This is a genomic window from Olsenella uli, assembly GCF_016899935.1.
In the GTDB taxonomy this organism is placed as follows: Bacteria; Actinomycetota; Coriobacteriia; order Coriobacteriales; family Atopobiaceae; genus Thermophilibacter; species Thermophilibacter uli_B.
The window spans coordinates 1-260 of record NZ_JACJJK010000065.1 but is presented as its reverse complement, the minus strand read 5'-3'; the positions used below and the strand labels follow the sequence as shown (position 1 = coordinate 260).

Annotated in this window: 1 protein-coding gene; it reads left to right on the top strand. The window is 36.9% G+C overall.

Annotation, left to right across the window (positions count from 1 at the left end; genetic code table 11):
* Positions 1-260, top strand: a 260-nt coding sequence (locus tag H6A07_RS09865; protein WP_204814743.1) for an ABC transporter substrate-binding protein, incomplete at both ends; no start/stop codon positions are given.

The window sequence follows — 260 nt, the reverse complement described above, 5'->3', positions numbered from 1 at the left end:
GGATACATTCCAATCAATTACAATTTGTTAAAAATGATAAATATTGGGATAAAGACAATGTAAAACTCTCCACCATGCTTTGGCCTATCAGTGAATCACAAAGTACCCGCGTTTCCATGGTAGAAAGTGGACAAGCAAATTTAACAGTAGAACCACCAATTTCTGAACAAGACCGCTTGACTAAAGCTGGCTTATATCATATCAGCCCTTATTTTGGTGCATATTATTACAGCTTCAACACAGCTAAAGCACCATTTGAC